A 15,454-nucleotide genomic window follows, 5' to 3' on the forward strand; every position below is an offset into this window, starting at 1 on the left:
TGTTGCGATGCAACAGAGCGCGGCATCCAATCGATCAACTGAGTTTAAAATGGCTGAGTTGTTGTGACTGCTGCTCCGCCAGTAAAGAGAGCTCCTGACTGGCTTCTGCGGATTGCATCACCCCCGTGACATTCTGCGTGACCAGTTGGTAGATATTGTGAATATTCCGGCTAATGTCTGTGGTCACTGCCCGTTGTTCTTCAGACGATGAGGCAACCTGAGTATTCACCGCTTCCAGATGCGTTATGGATTCGACGATATGATTGAGCGATGTCTGGACTTCTTGAACCATGGTTTGATTCTTATCCAACATGCCCAGACTGGTGGTCATACTTTCATTTGCCAGCACTGATTGTTGCTGAAGCGTATCAATGATGTTCTGAATCTGCTGGGTTGATTCTTGGGTTCTGGCTGCTAACTGACGGACTTCGTCTGCCACAACCGAGAAGCCCCGGCCACTTTCTCCGGCACGAGCCGCTTCAATCGCTGCATTGAGTGCCAGCAGATTGGTCTGCTCGGAAATGCTCTCGATCACTTCGATCACCGTCCCGATTTGTTCGGACTGATCTTTCAGGGAAGCGACAACCTGGGCTGCTTCACCGATTTGTCCGGCCATTTCGCTACTGAGCTGCTCGGTCTGTCTGAAGATGTTCAGACTTTCTCTGGCAAATTCACTGGCTTGGTGGGCGGCGGTATCGGCGGACTGAGCGTGACCGGTGACGTCGTTGGCTGTGACCTCTAACTGAGATACCGCCGAGGCAACTTGCTCAAGATCCCTTTTCTCCTGATCAAAATTGACACTGGACTGGGTCATCACGGTTGCCAGTTCAGTTGCTGCGGATGCCACATCGGTGCTGATGGACGTCAGGGTCTGTGTGGTCTGCTTCAGTTGTGTGACGGTGAGATTCACATTGTGGGCAAGTGAAGAGAGTTCATTATTTCCCTCTGCGGTGAGGTGGACGGTCAGATCCCCTTGAGCGACTTGCCGCATTGCGGTTTGTAACTGATGAATCGGTCGGACAATCACCCCGGCCAGCGACCAGGCAAAGAGAATGATGACCAGTAAAATGACCAGCAGTCCGATGACCGAATAACTGAGAATCGAATGGTGTGTTTGTTGATGCAGATGAATCTCTTGTATGGCCGTCTGATTGATCTGTTTTGACAGATTCTGTACGGCTGTGACCATATTGCGTCCGGCGGTGCGGTATGACTCTGCAGCTTGATGATAACGCTGTTCAAAATTTGAACTGAGCGCATGGTGGCTATGTTTTTCGTTGATCAGCGGTAGCATCACGTCGATAGAATAACGCACATATTCATCCATTGCCTGATGCAGTGCAGTGGCTTCCCGCCGGAGTGACGGGATTTGATTGAACTGATCGAGCATTTGCGCATTGATTTTCTGTTTTTCATACAAGGCTGTGGTGAGCTTTTGGGCATCTTCTGTTTGAAAAATGCTATAGATTGCCCGGATGCGCATGGCATAGATATTATCGATGATGGTTGTCAGATTATCTTTATTTTGAATAATGCGGGTCGTTGAAGTAGAAGCGCCATCGAAGGCTCGACTCAGTTGATTCGTCGCAAATAAAACACCTGTTGCTAATAAGACCAGAGCGATCAAGGCCGGAATAATGATTTGAACCTTGATAGAGCATCGACTGATGATCTGGCGCATGTTTTTACCTCTGATAATTGATAGGGTTGTCGATTCTAGCCCGTGATTTAAATAATTCAACGTCAAATATAACGTGTTACAGAAGTCACAATTTCGCTTGGATCATGCTGGGGGACAGGGGGCGTTAACGATGTAATGGTTTACTTGCTTGTCCTCTCTGTGATTGTTGCCGCGACTGCCGACAATCAGATATCAGGCACTTGGAAGCACGATCACATAAATAAAATCATCATTTGTCATACATGCTTCAACTGATTGAAACACAATTGTCATATTTCCGTCCTAAAGTGACCCTCGTTGAAACAAAACACAAACGGCAATCAAGCCACTTAAGGATATAGTGATGAAAAAAACAGTTATCGGTGCAGTTGCTCTTATCAGTGCATTATCAGTGAACGTTGCTTCAGCGAAGGAAACGATTTCAGCAGTGGGCTCTAGTAGTGTGACACCATTGATGGAAGTATTTGGTGAAACTTATATGAAAAGTCACTCAAATGTTTTCATTGAAGTTCAAGGCCCGGGTTCTTCTGCTGGTATCAAAGCTGCAAAAAATGGTAGTGCAGATATCGGTATGTCTTCTCGTAATCTGAAGGCTTCTGAAAAAGAACCAACATTGGTTGAAGAAGTGATTGCTCGTGACGGTATCGCAGTTGTAGTTAACCCGAAAAACCATCTGAAAGGTCTGACTTCTGAACAGGTTTCTGCAATTTACCGTGGTGAAATCACAAACTGGAAAGATGTTGGTGGTAACGACAAGCCAATCGTTGCAATCACTCGTGACACTGCATCTGGTACCCGTGGTGCATTCGAAGAAATCATGGAACTGAAGAAAAAGATTGGCGGTAAGAAAGTCTCTGCTATCTCTCAACGTGCGCAAGTTGCGAATGGTAACGGTGGTCTGAAAACCATGGTTGCATCAAACCCATACGCAATTGGTTATATTTCACTGGGTTCAGTTGACTCAACAGTTCATCCTCTGTCTATCGACGGTGTTGCTGCAAACGTCACGAACGTGAAAAATGGTTCTTATAAAGTTGCACGTCCGTTCTTGGTTCTTTACCGCGAAGGCAAGCCTTCTGCTGCAACGAAGAAATTCCTGGATTGGATGCTGACTAAAGAAGCTCAGAAAATCGTAGACCAGAAAGGCTACATTTCTATCCACTAAGTTTGGCTCTTATTTGATATCTTGCTCAGCCAGCATTGGCTGAGCCTTTTCTATTCACGCGGATTTGTCCGATAAGTGAGAAGAAGATTATGACCATCGCAACAACGAATAGTGACAAGTTTATGAACGATAGCTCCGCTCAAAGCTCTGTTTCTTCACCCCGGAAACTACGGATAGGCAAACGTATTGATTGGAAGGAAAGAATCTTTCACGGTCTGTTCCTGACCAGTGCGACCATCGGTATCGTTTCACTTTTTATCATTGCTTATTTTATTGTCAGGGAAAGTATTCCTGCGTTTGAAGAAGCCGGTGTCCTGGGGATTGTCCTCGGTGAAGACTGGTTACCACCTGCCTTATACGGTGTTGCGACAATGATCGTTGCATCGGTCGTTTCTACCTTCGGTGCGGTTATGATTGGGGTTCCAATCGGGTTATTAACCGCGATATTCATTGCTGAAATTGCCCCGAAACGTCTGGCGAATATCATTCGTCCGGCGGTTGAACTGTTAGCGGGGATTCCGTCCGTCGTTTATGGTTTCTTCGGATTGATCATTATTGTCCCACTGATTCAACAGATTTTTGATGTGCCGGCCGGTAACACAATTCTGGCAGGGATGATTGTGCTGGGTGTAATGATTCTGCCGACGGTGATTACGGTTTCTGAAACATCGATTCGTGCCGTGCCTGCTGCCTATAAAGAAGGCTCTCTGGCACTTGGTGCATCAAATATCTTTACGATTTTCAAACTGCTTGTTCCGGCTGCTCGTTCGGGGATTATGACCGCAGTGATTTTAGGGATTGGTCGTGCTCTGGGTGAAACCATGGCGATTATCATGGTGATGGGGAATGCGCCTGCGATGCCTCAGGGTATCCTTGATTCCGCCCGGACATTGACTGCGAACATTGCCATTGAGATGTCCTATGCCAGTGGTATTCACGCAAATGCCCTTTATGCGACAGGTGTTGTGTTGCTCGTGTTTATCATGATGCTCAATGCTGCCCTGTTATACCTGAATAGAGAGAAGGCGAAGTAAGTTATGAATCGCGCAAAATTAAAGCAGTCCCGAGTGCTGAAAGATAACATCCTCAGAGCGTTTATCTGGTTATCTGCTGCGTTTACGGTCGGGTTCTTATTCTGGATTATCTGGTACATTCTTTCGAATGGCATTCAGCATGTCGATTGGGATTTCATCACCGACAACTATACGCGGACCGGTGATGAGCATGGGATTTTCCCAATGATTGTTGCAACCTTGTACATGGTTATTGCCTCTATTGCCGTCGCGGCACCGATGGGGATTATGACGGCTATCTATTTGACGGAATATGCCAAAGTCGGTAGCCGACTGGTAAAAGTGATTCGATTCTGTACCGAGTCGCTGGCCGGGATTCCGTCGATTATCTTCGGTCTGTTCGGTATGACATTCTTTGTGGCCATTCTCGGATTTGGATTCTCCATTCTGTCGGGCGCACTCACGTTGAGTATTCTGATCCTGCCGGTGATTATCCGGACCACTGAAGAAGCGCTGATGGCGGTTCCGCAAACCTATCGTGAAGGGTCATACGGTCTCGGAGCATCTAAGATCTATACGATTTGGCGTCTGATTCTGCCGAGTGCTATTCCGGGAATTCTGGCATCAGTCATCCTGAGTATCGGTCGGGTTATCGGTGAGTCTGCGCCGGTGTTCTTGACGGCCGGGATGGTTGCACGGATTCCTGACTCTCTGTTTGACTCAGGGCGGACACTGACTGTCCATCTGTATAAATTAACGACTGAACTGTTTTCAGTGGAAGAGTGGAATCAAGCATACGGTACCGCCACGGTTCTGATTGTGGTCGTCCTGCTGATTAACATGGTCACTAAGCTGATTGCTAAGCGATTCAATACGGCAACTTATTAAGATAGCAAGCTTGGTGACAGGTCATAAAGAATTATTTGAGATTGAAGACAATGAATAAATTTGCGATTGAAAATTTAGATTTATATTACGGTGACAATCAGGCTTTAAAAGCGATTAATCTCCCGATTCCACAGCGTCAGGTTACCGCCCTGATTGGCCCGTCCGGGTGTGGAAAATCAACATTACTGCGTTGCCTGAACCGGATGAATGACCTGATCGAAGGGGTAAAAATCACCGGTAAACTGACTATGGACGGCGAAGACATTTACGGCAATATCGATGTGTCTGATCTGCGCATTAAAGTCGGGATGGTCTTCCAGAAGCCGAATCCTTTCCCGATGAGCATTTATGAGAATGTTGCTTACGGACTTCGTGCACAAGGCATTCGCGATAAAAAACATATTGATGAAGTCGTTGAGCGGTCCCTTCGCGGCGCAGCGCTGTGGGATGAAGTGAAAGATCGGCTCAAGTCTCACGCGTTTGGCCTGTCTGGTGGTCAGCAGCAACGTTTGTGTATTGCCCGGACGATCGCAATGGAGCCGGATGTCATCCTGATGGATGAGCCCACATCTGCGTTGGATCCGATTGCAACGCATAAAATCGAAGAATTGATGGAAGAGTTGAAGAAAAACTACACCATCGTGATTGTGACCCACTCAATGCAGCAAGCACGTCGTATCTCTGACCGGACGGCATTCTTCCTGATGGGTGAATTGGTCGAGCATAATGACACTCAGATTATTTTCAGTGAGCCGAAAGATGATCGGACCCGTGGCTACGTCAACGGTGATTTCGGTTAAGGCTGACTTGTCGCAATCAATACGCAATCCGAAAGACATACGCCCGGCCCCTTGTCGGTGCGTATCAAGTGATGGATATCACTCTTTGTAATCGTATTTATATAATAATAAGCGATGGTACACTTTTGCCCCTTCATTGAAGGGGTTTTTTTCGTTCGGCTGAGTCCCTTGCCGCTGTCAGACTGATCCGCTGGATCGTATCCCGACGTTGCATCCGCATTTTTCTTATATTCGTGGCTTTCCTGCCGCCGTCTCTCCGGCACTATTTTTCTTCTGTCACTATTTCTTCTGTCACGATTGTTCTTTTGTAACGACGGCTCTTCTGCAACCGCCGTTCTTGTGCCAAGGCTGTCGTTACTCTCGCTTTTTGTTTCAAAATATGATCTTCAACTCGCCCGGAGGGACAAAAGTCCGTTGCTGACTTGCCAGTGTTGGCTATGTTCGATAAAGATCAAAAAAACAAAAAGGGTAATGATATGGATATAACTTCATGGTTCGACATTAACAACACCTTTATGGTGATCCCCATTGGTGGTGGTTATGCGATGTCGTGGATAGAAATGATAGGGACCTTATTTGGTTTGCTGTGTATATGGTGCGCCAGTCAGGAGAAAATCATCAACTATTTGTTCGGTCTGATTAATGTCACGTTGTTTGGGATTATATTTTATCAAATTCAACTTTACGGACTGCTGATTCTGCAACTGTTCTTCTTCTGTGCGAATATTTACGGTTGGTATGCTTGGTCACGGCCTGATGCGATGAATGGTGAAGCGTTGAAGGTGCGTTGGCTGGCAAAAGACAAACTCATCAAAACCTCTGTGATCAGTGTGATTGCGATTATGCTGCTGACCGTGTTTATCGATCCCTTCTTCTCAGTGCTCGCCAGTTTAGCGGTCGGGGTATTAAACACCTTTGGTGCTTCAATCACGTTAAGCGCGCTTGACCCGGATGCATTTCCGTTTTGGGATGCGGCGATTACAGTCTTGTCGGTCGTTGCGCAGATTCTGATGACGCGGAAATATGTTGAAAACTGGATTCTGTGGGTGGTGATTAACATCATTAGTGTCGGTGTTTACGCCGCGCAAGGTGTGTATGCGATGTCGATTGAGTATGTGATTTTGTTATTTATTGCACTCAATGGTACCAAAGAATGGATCCAGACGGCGAAAGCCAATACCAGTGAACTGGAATATCGGGAGCGGGTACTGTGATACAACCACATATTAATGTACAAAGCCAACAAGTTGCTGAACGGGTCATCGTCTGTGGTGACCCCGCACGTGCCGAGCGAATCGCCGGTTGGTGTGATGATGGTCAGCATTTAACCACGAATCGGGAATTTAGCGTTTATTCTGCCTGGTTTCAGGGGGTTAATGTGACGATATGCAGTACCGGTATCGGATCGCCATCGATGCTGATCGCTTTGGAAGAGCTAAAGCAATGTGGTGCGACACACGTGATTCGTGTGGGCTCTTCTGGTGCGCTGCAATCTCAGATCGGACTGGGCGACTTGATCATTGCCGAAGGCGCTGTGCGGGATGACGGCGGGTCACTGAGTTATTTGCCGAAAAGTTATCCTGCGGTTGCTGATCTCGCTTTAACGACGCGTATGCTGGATGCCGCCGGGAAACTTGGCGCGGTTCACCATTTGGGGCTGGTTCGCTCACACGACAGTTTTTACACCGATGAGGAAACACAAATCTGCCAGTTCTGGCACCAACGCGGTATTTTAGCGGCCGATATGGAAACTTCGGCGCTTTTAGCGGTGGGACGATATCGGGGTTTGAAAGTTGCCTCCGTGCTGAATAACGTTGTGTTGTATGAGCAAGATGTTCAGCAGGGGATTGCTCAGTTTAATCAGGCTGAAGCTGACATGATGCAAGGTGAAAAGCTTTCTGCGCTGATTGCGCTTGAAGCGTTGGTGACTGGCTAAATCGACAACAACACGGCGCTGTTGCCGTGTTGATGATCAATGATCAATCGCGTGGTAAATAGACAGGACGCCATTTGCCTTATATGCTGAGCTTATCGATAGAATAGACGATAAGATGGTATGCAAGTTCAGCCGAACAAAAATACACGTTTCTATGAGTACTTACAGAGTCAGTTACCGGTGTTCAGACAAGTATTGGACGATAGCTGTGTGGCCCAACGTCGTTTTGCGGCAGGCGAATGGCTATTGACCCAAGGACAAAAAGTCGATCATCTGTATGTTGTGTCTGTCGGACGCGTGTCGATGAATATTACGGTAGCGAGTGGTAAACGCTTTCAGCTTGGTGAAGTTCAGTGTGATGATCATATTTTTGGGGAAATGGAGTTCTTCACCCAAATTTTATGCCAGTGGAATGTTGTGGCCGAAGAGGATATCGATGTCGCGGTGATTTCTGCGGCCCGTTTGTCTCAGGCCATGCTCCATTCCCCGGAAATCACCATGTTCTTTGCCAGTGCTCTGGCAGAAGATTATCAAGACTCGCTGAATATTTACACGCAACGTTTACTCTGGCCCATCATGTACAACATCGCTTATGATTTATGGGTTCGTCATCAAAGTGATGTTGTGCTCGGTGGCTTTGAGCGGATTGACAGCGAAGCGGAGCGGTTTGGCACGACAAGCCGAGTGTACCGTCGTGCTGTTAAAGCTTTGCTTGACCGAGGACTTGTCGTTAAACACGGCCATCATTTAGCGATTGGTGACCTGTCAAAGTTGAAAGCGTTTCTCGATGATAAAATCGATAGCGATGATTAGAGACACCCAGATATGATTATGTGATAACGAAATGCTGCTTAAAATGAATAAGGATGTTCAATGACTAAAGCGCTTATTTTAGTAGATGTACAAAACGATTTTGCCCCGAGTGGTGCTTTACCTGTCCCACAGGGGGATGAAATCATTCCAATTATCAATCAATTGTTACCGTGTTTTGACCATGTGATTGCCACTCAAGACTGGCATCCACAAGGTCATTCAAGCTTTGCATCGGAACACAATAAAACCCCGGGTGAGTGCATTGAACTCGGTGGCGTGACTCAAGTGATGTGGCCGGATCACTGCGTGCAAGGCACGGATGGTGCGGCATTTATCCCCGGATTAAACACCGGTGCGATTGATTACATCGTGCAAAAAGGTACCAACCCGAATGTTGATAGCTACAGCGGTTTTTTTGATAACCAGCGTATACAGGCAACGGGGCTGGAAGACTACCTCAGACAAAATGGCCTGACGGATGTGTATATCGTCGGTTTGGCGACGGATTACTGCGTAAAATTTACTGCCTTAGATGCCGTTGAACTCGGTTTTAACACTTGGGTGATTCAAGATGCCTGTCGTGGCGTTGATATGACACCGGGCGATGTCGAGAATGCCTTGAGCGAGATGCAAAGTGCGGGCTGTACGTTCATTCAATCCAGTATGTTCATTCAATCGAGTAAAGTTCTGAACTGATAGCGTAGCGGTGGACTCAGTAAGTGTCGCTCAGATGAGAACATCTGAGCGGACACGTTAAAATATCAGATGTGCCACCCCGGTGATGACCGGCAGGGTAATCAGGGTGCGCAGGATGAAGATAATAAACAGTTCGACAATATTGACCGGAATACGGCTGCCCAGCAGTAAGGCTCCGACTTCAGACATGTAGATCAACTGGGTAACCGACATGGCCGCGATAATGAAACGGGTCATTTCATTATCAATGCCTGAAGCCAGAATGGCCGGAATAAACATATCCGCAAAACCGACAACGAGAGTTTCCGAGGCCTGAACGGCTTCCGGTACTCCAAGCCATTGTAAAAACGGGATGAAAGGCTGACCTAACAGGGCAAAGGCTGAAGTGTGCTCTGCCACGATCAGTGCCAGTGTGCCCAGCCCCATCACAACCGGTAACACACCAAACACCATATCCGCAGCATTGCGCAGCCCTTCCGCCACGACGGCCCGACCGGATGTCACCTGCTGCGCTCGCTGAATTGCCAGCTTCATCCCCCAGGAAAAGGAGTGATGTCCGTCAGGAATCGCATCCGCTGCACGGTCAGGCTCACTGCCATCGACGTACACATCTTTTTTCAGGCTTAACGGGGGAATGCGCGGCAAAATAATCGCAGCAGCGAGACCGGCAAGACAGACCGTGGCATAGAAGGGTAAAAACAGTTGTTCCAGCTTGACCTGAGCGATCACCACCAGACTGAACGTAATCGAGACCGCAGAGAAGGTGGTGCCGACAACGGCAGCTTCCCGCTGGGTGTAAAACTTCTCTTCATATTGCTTGCTGGTCAATAAAATACCGACGCTGCCGTCTCCCAGCCAAGACGTCATACAGTCAATTGCGCTGCGTCCCGGTAAGTTGAAAATAGGCCGCATCACATTACTCAAGAGCGTGCCGAATAGCTCAAGCAAGCCAAAATTGAGTAACAAAGGCAGAAGCAATCCCGCAAAAATAAAGACAGAAAATAGCGTTGGCAGCAAGCCTTCCAAGACCATACCGCCGGTATTCTTTTCCCAAATCATCGCCGGGCCCCAGTGGTAGAGACTGGAGAGTGCCGCCACACCCCCGATGACCCGGACGATCAGCCAAAGCGGCGACGGCGATAGCAGTTGATCTAAAAACGGTTGCCGCCGGATGACGGCGGGCTGATAACAGCGATAAAGCAGCGATAATCCCGCCATACCGGCAATGATCAGCGTAATGATTGTCACAATGTATGTGTCGAGGAAATCACGCAGCGTTGCTGCAAGAATCGCAACGGGAATCGTTAAATCCCCCTGATAACGGAGCGGGGCCATGAACAGGAAAATCCCTGCTAATGAAGGAAGCAGAAAGCGCCAGAAATGGCTTCTGGATTCTGCAGGTTGTGCAACGTCAACCGCTTTTGTACTGTCTTGCATGGTTATTCTCAGATATGTCAGTGGCCTATGCATGGCGAACGCACTCGTTCTGAGGCGTATCTGTGATGCCTGACACTGGCAGATATTCAAAAAGTAAGTTGTCTGTTCAGGCTCAGAAGGTTGGATAGTGCCCAAATAATAAGGCGCGAAGAGTATCTGTTTTTGAATTTCCTTGCAACACTATTCATCTGAATTGTCTATTTATTCATTGTTTTTGTGCTGCAAATGTCGATTAAGTTAGTCAATTGTATCATTGTGTTGCGTGAACGTTACGTTGCGAACGTCAGAGGATATGCGCCGATGGCAGTGTCTGACTTGAGTCACATAAAATCAGTGCTTCATATCCTCGATATGACAGTGTGTTTATTTGGGTCTTCATCTATGATTGTAGATGTGTGTGATATTTCTTATGATAGATTGGTCTGGTCATTTTTTGCTCACATGAGGGCGCGGTACTCATTTTTGTCAGCAAACGAAGAAGATGATCAGATGAAAGCAAAGATAACTGGCCATACGATAAAACGGAGTTTGCAGATGATTAGTAAGCGCTTTTTTAAAACCAAAGATGAAGTCGAAGTCACTTTTGAACTGGATATCCCTGAGACAGCGTCCAATGTTGCCATTGTCGCAGATTTTCTGGACTGGAAACCGGAGCCGATGAAAAAAGTCGCCAAATCTTCTACATATAAGTATAAAACGCGGCTGCCGAAAGGTTGTGAATATCAGTTCAGATATCTGCTGGGTGACAGTCAGTGGATGAATGATCCGGATGCTGATCAGTATATTTCCAATGGGTATGGCGGAGATAACAGTCTGGTTTTCACGCATCAGTAATCCACGGATTTGGGTGCCGCATTGCCTCACCACGGTGAATCATATCCGTGCGATTCATATGTCGGGCTTAGGGAAAGGGTACTTTGGTACCCTTTGAATCATGCTTTGACTTTACTCTGATATTGATTACGTCATAAAATCCTATGCTTGAGCGTCTTTGATCTATTTTGCAAGGTGGGGTTGTGGTTAAGTTAATCGTTGAACGAGTGATGTCATTGTCGAGACGACAGCGTGTTTTCATCCTGGGATTACCTTTATTGGTCGGGGTTTCTTTTTATACGTTACTGACCGATCACTCGCCCCGTCACAGCCTCGATGTCAGCATTAGTTCAGAGCAACAGCTGGTCGATTCGCTGGTTGCAGAACAAACACAAGCCCCCGCAGAAAACCTGCCGGATTACGAATATGTGATTCGTTCTGGAGATAACCTCAGTACCATTTTTGAACAACTTGGATTCGGCTATCGTGATTTATTGAAAATCATGGAAACGGATTTGAACTATTTGGCACTCGATACCCTTCAGCCCGGTGATACTCTGAGATTCTGGCGGAGCAAGGAAAGCAATGACTTAGCAAAAATGTCGTTGCAATTTAGCTTAGTCAAGCAGGTCGTTTATACCCGTCTGGATGATGGGAGCTATGCCTATAAAGAGATCAAAATCCCCGGGACTTGGAAACAGTTCCCCTTGATTGGTGAGATTCAGGGATCATTTTCACAATCGGCCTACCGACTGGGGCTCAACAGTAATGAAATTGAGCAGATGGTCAGTTTACTGAAAGACAAAGTGAACTTTACCAAAGATTTGCGCGCTGGCGATCAGCTTGAAATTGTTCAGTCCAGACAGTTTGTCGGGGATCAGCTGACGGGCAACAGTGAAATTCAGGCGATCAAAATATCTACCCGGGGAACGGTTGTTTCTGCATATTTGCATACTGACGGGCAGTATTATGATCAGGATGGACACAGCCTGCAAAAGGCATTTCGTCGCTATCCGACCAGTCGTCACTGGCGGATGAGTTCGCCATTTAATCCTTTCCGCCGCCATCCGGTAACAGGGCGGATCATGCCGCATAACGGAACCGATTTCGCGACCCCGGTCGGAACACCGGTACTGTCTACCGGTGATGGTACGGTGATTATTGTTCGTAAGCACCCATACGCCGGGAATTATATTGTGATTCGTCATGACAGCACTTATATGACGCGGTATCTGCATCTGAGTAAGATTTTGGTGCATCGCGGACAAAAAGTATCCAGAGGGCAAAAAATTGGCTTGTCCGGTCAGTCGGGGCGGGTGACTGGTGCTCATCTGCACTATGAGTTAATTGTGAAAGGGCGTCCGGTTGATGCCATGAAAGCTAAAATCCCGATGGCAACCTCGGTTGCCAAAAAAGAGATGAAACAATTTATCGCGCACCGGAACAAAATGGATCAGTTACTTGAGCGACAAGAGTTAAAGCTCGCGGCACATACCGAAGACAACGGCGGGCAGAGTTAATCTCAATACGCTGTGTCTGTGGCCGACAGCCAGTGATAATGCAACGCAATCGGTTTGCGTTGCAGCCCAAAAAATCAAGCTAACGGCTTGATTTTTTTTGTTCGAGCAACTGGTGAATCACCATTTCGGGCGGCAGGGGGGCCGAAAACAAATACCCCTGAATTTGTGTACAACCCATCTCATAGAGCCGTGCCAGTGATTGTTCCTCTTCCACGCCTTCGGCAACTAAATCGACATCCAATTGTTCCGCCAGTTGAATAATCAAACTGACAACCTTCTCAGAGGTCTCATTGCATAGCATATTTTTGATAAATGATGCATCGATCTTGATGCAGTCGATCGGATAGTTATGAATATAATTCAAGCTGGAGTAACCCGTACCGAAGTCATCTAACGCGACTTTAAATCCGTTATTCCGCAGCTCTTTGAGAATATTACCCGTGATGGCGCGTTGTGATAGAAGGGCGGTTTCCGTTATTTCAATGGTGAATTCTCCCGGATAAAAACCATAGCGCACAATCCGTTCTTTTAGCGTCTGAATATAATCACTCTGATGGTTTAATTCGTAGGCTGAACAGTTAATACTCAGCCGGATTTTTTGGTTCAGTGATTGCTCAATGTGTTGTTTGGCCAGACAAGCGAGTTCAATCACGCGATGACCGAGTTCGATAATCAGGCCGGACTGTTCTGCCGCCGCAATAAACTCCACCGGGGAGATTTCACCGAGCACCTGACTCTGCCAGCGGCAGAGCACTTCAAAGTATTTCCAGGTGGACTGATGCTGCTTGACGATCGGTTGGAGCACGACATAGAGTTCCTGTTGAGACTCATCCAGATTTTTATTTAGTGCACCTCTGAGGGCATCAATCACTTGATTCTTACGGTGATATTCATCGCTCAGATGAGTGTCATAACAACAAATAGCGGGTGGACAAAGTTTCTTGCTATTTTTGAGTGCCAGACTGGCGTTGAGCATCAGTTGATCCGCATTGATTGATTCTTCCTTATAGCTGGCAATCCCGATACTGGCCGAGATGGTAATGTGGTGGGCAATATCTTGGTATCCGCTCCGAATCCGAGCGAGTATGTCCTGACAAACGGTTGCTGGCTGGGGATCAAAGGTGATGAACGCAAATTCGTCTCCGGCAATCCGAAATGTCAGTTGTTCGTCCTGAACACATGCAGAAATCGTTTGAGCAACAAATCTCAACACTTGATCACCGACATAATTGCCATAGAGATCATTGATGTGTTTGAAATCATTAATATCCAACATTCCTAGCGTAAAATTAAATTGGCTTTGAGATGCTGACACCAGTCTTTCCAGAGTATCGGCCAGAAAACTCCGGTTCATCAAATTGGTCAGGTCATCGTGGGAGACTTCATAATTCAGGCGATTGAGTAATACATCCGTTCGGTCGGTTTGGTGTTGAAAACGACGATATTGCATGACGACTTGTGAGACCAGACGATGCCACTGTACGATGATTGATGGATCGACAATCGGGGATTGTGTCAACGAAACAAACAGATAGATTTGGTCACCGGATACCGTATGGTTCACCATTGTTCCCAGATAGCCTTCAATTTGATGTTTTACCAAATAGTTGACCTGTGGGTAGCGTTGGTGAACCTGAGCCGGGATGAGGTAATACTGATGCGGCTGATACTCAAGCTGATACGTAATCAGTGTGTCCAGATGCGTCCCGATGTCTTCATCAAACAGTTCTCTCGAGGATGCCGCAAGCAAACGCCGCTGTTGTTTTATTTTGTCGATCTCAAACAGCAGGGCAGCGTTTGAATCGGTTGCCTGATGCAACATCTCGGTTGATTTCTGATAGAGAGAGCCGTCGGTAATCGAAATCAGTTCAGAAATCGACTGCAAATCCACTGCGCCGGACGAGCGTGGTTCTCTTATATTCATACTGAAAGCCTACTGACATTGTTATTTTGTTTTTACCACATAACTTTGGGCGAAGAGTGATGCTTTTTCCAGTTTTTGGCTCGATTGACGCCCATTGTCTGAGGTCAGGTATGGGGTTAGTCTTGAGAATAAATGAATTTGTGAGAGTATACGCGGGTTACCCGATGATGTGTTTTCCGCAGATTGGGATGATGATCAACGCCAGCAAAAACAGAGACGGAAATATAAATGTTACAGCATGATTTTGAACAGATGGTGAAACAAGCCTGTCAGGCCGGAAGTTTACCGCTCGCACTTGCCTATTTGAAGCAGGTTGATGAGGCAGAAATTGCTTCAGCGGCTGAAGCTTTAAGCGGGCAGTTTATGATTGCAGAGATTGAGGGTGAGCAACGTATTTATCATGTGACCACTCAAGAAGATGAATCGGGAGCACCAGAAGAACTGGCCGAATATGTGATGACGGAAGGGGATGATGTGATTCGCTTCGTGGCTTGGTTTTTCGATACGCAATTTAGTATCAAAGGCAAAGAAACCTATCAGGCTGCGGGTAAAACCTATACTCAGCCAAAGCGCAAATAGCCCCATAAAAAAAGCCTCCCTGATTAGAGGGAGGCAAAGAACATGAAGTGACCAGTGATTCTGCCATATCACTGTGAAAGAAGCACAAACGCTGCCTGCATTTGTCATCCTATAGATTGCAGAGTTTATGCCAACTTTTTAATGTGTTTTAAATCAATAAGTTATTTGTCAGTTTGTCAAAATCCATTT

General features: G+C 46.9%; 14 protein-coding genes. 11 read left to right on the forward strand and 3 right to left on the reverse strand.

What is annotated here, in order from left to right:
• Window positions 1-34 precede the first annotated feature (34 nt).
• The gene (locus tag OCV37_RS15880) at window positions 35-1,681 is read right to left on the reverse strand and encodes a methyl-accepting chemotaxis protein (RefSeq protein WP_038180219.1); all 1,647 of its coding nucleotides are present in this window, start codon (window positions 1,679-1,681) and stop codon (window positions 35-37) included.
• A gap of 343 nt (window positions 1,682-2,024) precedes the next feature.
• Between OCV37_RS15880 and OCV37_RS15885 the strand changes: the two genes are divergently transcribed.
• From OCV37_RS15885 to pncA, 8 genes are all read left to right on the forward strand, one after another.
• Window positions 2,025-2,846 (forward strand): phosphate ABC transporter substrate-binding protein, encoded by an 822-nt coding sequence (locus OCV37_RS15885; RefSeq protein WP_038180223.1) that lies wholly within the window; start codon window positions 2,025-2,027, stop codon window positions 2,844-2,846.
• Window positions 2,847-2,935: 89 nt separating this feature from the next.
• Complete coding sequence (gene pstC / locus OCV37_RS15890; RefSeq protein WP_038180227.1) at window positions 2,936-3,880, forward strand: phosphate ABC transporter permease subunit PstC; 945 nt, start codon at window positions 2,936-2,938, stop codon at window positions 3,878-3,880.
• Window positions 3,881-3,883: 3 nt separating this feature from the next.
• Window positions 3,884-4,747 carry a phosphate ABC transporter permease PstA gene (gene pstA / locus OCV37_RS15895; protein ID WP_038180228.1) on the forward strand — a complete coding sequence of 288 codons (864 nt, stop codon included), beginning with the start codon at window positions 3,884-3,886 and terminating at the stop codon, window positions 4,745-4,747.
• Window positions 4,748-4,797: 50 nt separating this feature from the next.
• Entirely contained in the window at window positions 4,798-5,547 is a 750-nt protein-coding gene (pstB, locus tag OCV37_RS15900) for a phosphate ABC transporter ATP-binding protein PstB (RefSeq protein ID WP_038180229.1), read from the forward strand.
• A 476-nt stretch (window positions 5,548-6,023) separates the two neighbouring features.
• Entirely contained in the window at window positions 6,024-6,761 is a 738-nt protein-coding gene (gene pnuC, locus OCV37_RS15905; protein ID WP_038180325.1) for a nicotinamide riboside transporter PnuC, read from the forward strand.
• Complete coding sequence (locus OCV37_RS15910; RefSeq protein WP_038180231.1) at window positions 6,758-7,483, forward strand: nucleoside phosphorylase; 726 nt, start codon at window positions 6,758-6,760, stop codon at window positions 7,481-7,483. The genes pnuC and OCV37_RS15910 overlap by 4 nt, the downstream gene beginning before the upstream one ends.
• Before the next feature lie 120 nt (window positions 7,484-7,603).
• Complete coding sequence (locus OCV37_RS15915; RefSeq protein WP_038180233.1) at window positions 7,604-8,296, forward strand: Crp/Fnr family transcriptional regulator; 693 nt, start codon at window positions 7,604-7,606, stop codon at window positions 8,294-8,296.
• 60 nt (window positions 8,297-8,356) lie between these two features.
• On the forward strand, window positions 8,357-8,992 hold the full coding sequence (gene pncA / locus OCV37_RS15920; RefSeq protein WP_038180236.1) for a bifunctional nicotinamidase/pyrazinamidase: 636 nt from the start codon (window positions 8,357-8,359) through the stop codon (window positions 8,990-8,992).
• A gap of 57 nt (window positions 8,993-9,049) precedes the next feature.
• Here pncA and OCV37_RS15925 read toward each other — a convergent pair whose 3' ends face one another.
• Window positions 9,050-10,429, reverse strand: a complete 1,380-nt coding sequence (locus OCV37_RS15925; RefSeq protein ID WP_038180239.1) for a YjiH family protein — start codon at window positions 10,427-10,429, stop codon at window positions 9,050-9,052.
• A 534-nt stretch (window positions 10,430-10,963) separates the two neighbouring features.
• On the opposite strand from OCV37_RS15925, the gene OCV37_RS15930 reads away from it, so the two are divergent.
• Together OCV37_RS15930 and OCV37_RS15935 are read left to right on the forward strand one after the other, a co-directional pair.
• Window positions 10,964-11,263 (forward strand): isoamylase early set domain-containing protein, encoded by a 300-nt coding sequence (locus OCV37_RS15930; protein ID WP_038180327.1) that lies wholly within the window; start codon window positions 10,964-10,966, stop codon window positions 11,261-11,263.
• A 209-nt stretch (window positions 11,264-11,472) separates the two neighbouring features.
• Window positions 11,473-12,762, forward strand: a complete 1,290-nt coding sequence (locus tag OCV37_RS15935) for a peptidoglycan DD-metalloendopeptidase family protein (protein ID WP_038180242.1) — start codon at window positions 11,473-11,475, stop codon at window positions 12,760-12,762.
• 79 nt (window positions 12,763-12,841) lie between these two features.
• Here the strand turns inward: OCV37_RS15935 and OCV37_RS15940 are convergent, their stop codons facing one another.
• Window positions 12,842-14,686, reverse strand: coding sequence for a putative bifunctional diguanylate cyclase/phosphodiesterase (locus OCV37_RS15940; protein WP_038180245.1), 1,845 nt, complete (start codon window positions 14,684-14,686; stop codon window positions 12,842-12,844).
• A 228-nt stretch (window positions 14,687-14,914) separates the two neighbouring features.
• Here OCV37_RS15940 and OCV37_RS15945 point away from each other — a divergent pair, with 228 nt between their 5' ends.
• Window positions 14,915-15,265: a hypothetical protein gene (locus OCV37_RS15945; protein WP_038180247.1), complete on the forward strand. Its 351-nt coding sequence runs from the start codon at window positions 14,915-14,917 to the stop codon at window positions 15,263-15,265.
• The last annotated feature ends 189 nt before the right edge of the window (window positions 15,266-15,454 follow it).

The sequence above is a fragment of the Vibrio rhizosphaerae genome (genome assembly GCF_024347095.1).
Taxonomy (GTDB): domain Bacteria; phylum Pseudomonadota; class Gammaproteobacteria; order Enterobacterales; family Vibrionaceae; genus Vibrio; species Vibrio rhizosphaerae.

What these genes read in the sequence shown, in the direction of transcription:
- OCV37_RS15930 (WP_038180327.1), top strand. Translation starts at nt 10,964, where the DNA reads ATGATTAGTAAGCGCTTTTTTAAAACCAAAGATGAAGTCGAAGTCACT.
- pncA (WP_038180236.1), top strand. Translation starts at nt 8,357, where the DNA reads ATGACTAAAGCGCTTATTTTAGTAGATGTACAAAACGATTTTGCCCCG.
- OCV37_RS15935 (WP_038180242.1), top strand. Translation starts at nt 11,473, where the DNA reads ATGTCATTGTCGAGACGACAGCGTGTTTTCATCCTGGGATTACCTTTA.
- OCV37_RS15940 (WP_038180245.1), bottom strand. Translation starts at nt 14,686, where the DNA reads ATGAATATAAGAGAACCACGCTCGTCCGGCGCAGTGGATTTGCAGTCG.
- OCV37_RS15885 (WP_038180223.1), top strand. Translation starts at nt 2,025, where the DNA reads ATGAAAAAAACAGTTATCGGTGCAGTTGCTCTTATCAGTGCATTATCA.
- pstA (WP_038180228.1), top strand. Translation starts at nt 3,884, where the DNA reads ATGAATCGCGCAAAATTAAAGCAGTCCCGAGTGCTGAAAGATAACATC.
- OCV37_RS15880 (WP_038180219.1), bottom strand. Translation starts at nt 1,681, where the DNA reads ATGCGCCAGATCATCAGTCGATGCTCTATCAAGGTTCAAATCATTATT.
- pstC (WP_038180227.1), top strand. Translation starts at nt 2,936, where the DNA reads ATGACCATCGCAACAACGAATAGTGACAAGTTTATGAACGATAGCTCC.
- OCV37_RS15945 (WP_038180247.1), top strand. Translation starts at nt 14,915, where the DNA reads ATGTTACAGCATGATTTTGAACAGATGGTGAAACAAGCCTGTCAGGCC.
- pnuC (WP_038180325.1), top strand. Translation starts at nt 6,024, where the DNA reads ATGGATATAACTTCATGGTTCGACATTAACAACACCTTTATGGTGATC.
- OCV37_RS15925 (WP_038180239.1), bottom strand. Translation starts at nt 10,429, where the DNA reads ATGCAAGACAGTACAAAAGCGGTTGACGTTGCACAACCTGCAGAATCC.
- pstB (WP_038180229.1), top strand. Translation starts at nt 4,798, where the DNA reads ATGAATAAATTTGCGATTGAAAATTTAGATTTATATTACGGTGACAAT.
- OCV37_RS15915 (WP_038180233.1), top strand. Translation starts at nt 7,604, where the DNA reads ATGCAAGTTCAGCCGAACAAAAATACACGTTTCTATGAGTACTTACAG.